This is a genomic window from Streptomyces sp. NRRL F-6492 (assembly GCF_001280125.1).
In the GTDB taxonomy this organism is placed as follows: Bacteria; Actinomycetota; Actinomycetes; order Streptomycetales; family Streptomycetaceae; genus Streptomyces.
Window position 1 is genome coordinate 1 of sequence record NZ_LGEG01000090.1, and the last position, 2,058, is coordinate 2,058.

The following is a 2,058-nucleotide window of genomic DNA, read 5'->3' on the forward strand; positions in this document are numbered from 1 at the left end:
GGGAGGCGGCCTCGCCGCCGGTGAAGGCGACCGTGACCGTGTCGAACGCCTCCGGGTGCTCGTCCACGAGGAAGTTGAACAGACTCGCCGACAACTGCAACATCGTCACACCGTGACGGCGGGACAACTCGCTGATCAGCACCGGCTCGGGCCGCTGACCAGGCTGTAGTACGGAGGTCCCGCCGTGCAGCAGCGCACCCCAGAACTCCAGGCTGAACGCGTCCCAGGACACCGGCGAGCACTGCAGGAACACCTCCTCCGGACCGAACCGGCCGTACGACTGACCGCTCACCGTCGACACCAGGTTCCGGTGCGAGGACAGGATCCCCTTCGGCCGGCCCGTCGACCCCGACGTGAACATCAGGCAGGCGGAGTCGTCGGGGCCGATCGGGAGACCGAGGCTGCCGGTCGCGAGGAGCGGGAGGTCGGCCGGGGCTTCCGTATGGGTCGTCCAGGGGCCGTCGACACGCGCGGCGAGGGACGAGCGGGTGAGGAGGTGGCGGATGCCGGCGTCGGTGGCCGCCGAGCGCAGCCGCTCGTCGGGGAAGTCCGGGTCCAGGAGCGTGTAACCGGCACCGGCCTTGACGACGGCGATCACCGCGGCGGCGAAGTCCGCGCCCCGTTCGAGGAGCACACCGGCCATGTCGCCCCGGCGCAGACCGCGCTCCCGCAGCAGCCGGGCCCATCGGTCGGCCAGCGCGTCGAGCTCCGCGTAGGACACCTTCCGCTCGCCGTCGATCAGGGCGGTGCGGTCCGGATGGCGGGCGGCCCGCTCCTCGAACCGCTCGACCAGCGAGGCGTCGCCCATGTCGGCCGTCGCGCCGGCCCACGGACCGGTCAGCAGCTCGCGCTCCGCACCGGACAGCACCTCCAGGCCCGACAGCCGGACACCCGGCTCCTCCAGCACTTGGGCCAGCACCCCACCGAGGGCCGTCACCATGCGCCGTACCGTCACCTCGTCGAACAGCTCCCCGGCGAAGAGGACCGCACCGTGCAGGCGTCGGCCGTCGTCGGAGCGGAGCAGGAACTCCAGGTCGAACTTGACCGATCCGTTCGCGAGGCCGGAGACCTCGGAGCCGTGGACACCGGCCAGGTCCAGTCGCGGGGCGCTGCCCGCCTCAAGGCCGAGGCAGATCTGGAAGAGGGGGTGGCGCGAGAGCGTACGGGTCGGGTTGACCGCTTCGAGGACGAGGTCGAACGGCGTCTCCTGGTGCGCGAACGCGTCCAGGTCGACGGTACGGACCCGGTCCAGCAGCTCGCGGAACGTGGGGTCGCCCGCGCTGTCGGTCCGCAGGACCAGTGTGTTCACGAAGAACCCGACCAGATCCTCCAGCGCCCTGTCACCGCGCCCCGCCACCGGCGAGCCGATCGCCAGATCGGACCCCGCACCCCACCGGGTCAAAGCCGCGACGAGTGCCGCGTGCACCACCATGAACGGCGTGCACCCCTCCGCCCGGGCGAAGGCCGCCACCCGCTCGAAGACGTCCGCACCGAGATCGACCTCGACCTGACCTCCCAGGTGGGAGGCCTTCGCCGGCCTCGGCCGGTCCGGAGTCAGCCCGTGCTCCTCGGGAAGGCCTTCCAACGCGCCGCGCCAGAAGCCGAGCTCCCGTCCCAGCACACTGTCCGGGTCGTCGGCCGTGCCCAGTACGCGCCGCTGCCAGGCGGCGTAGTCCGCGTACTGAATCGTCAGCGGCTCCAGCACACTGCTCTCCGCTCCCCCGAGCCGGGCCTCGTACGCCCGCTCAAGGTCCGCGAAGAACACCCCGCTCGACACGCCGTCGGTCGCGATGTGGTGCACCACCAGCAGCAACACCGCCGACCCGTCACCCAGGTCGAACACCACCGCCCGCACCGGAATCTCCACCGCCAGGTCGAAGACCCGACCCGCCTCGGCGGCCAACTCGGCTTCGACGAGGCTGCCTTGGGTCCGGCGCGCCTCCACGCTTACGCGTGCCTGCTCGGGCGGGAGGATCCGCTGGTGCGGCTCGCCGTCCACCGTCTCGAAGACCGTCCGCAGCGGAGCATGCCGCTCCACCACGTCCCCCAACGCCGCCT

At 71.8% G+C, this 2,058-nt stretch carries 1 protein-coding gene; it reads right to left on the bottom strand.

Features of this window, described 5'->3' with window-relative positions; genetic code table 11:
* A partial coding sequence (locus tag ADL08_RS09470; RefSeq protein ID WP_159043036.1) for a condensation domain-containing protein occupies window positions 1–2,058 on the bottom strand: 2,058 nt, incomplete at both ends.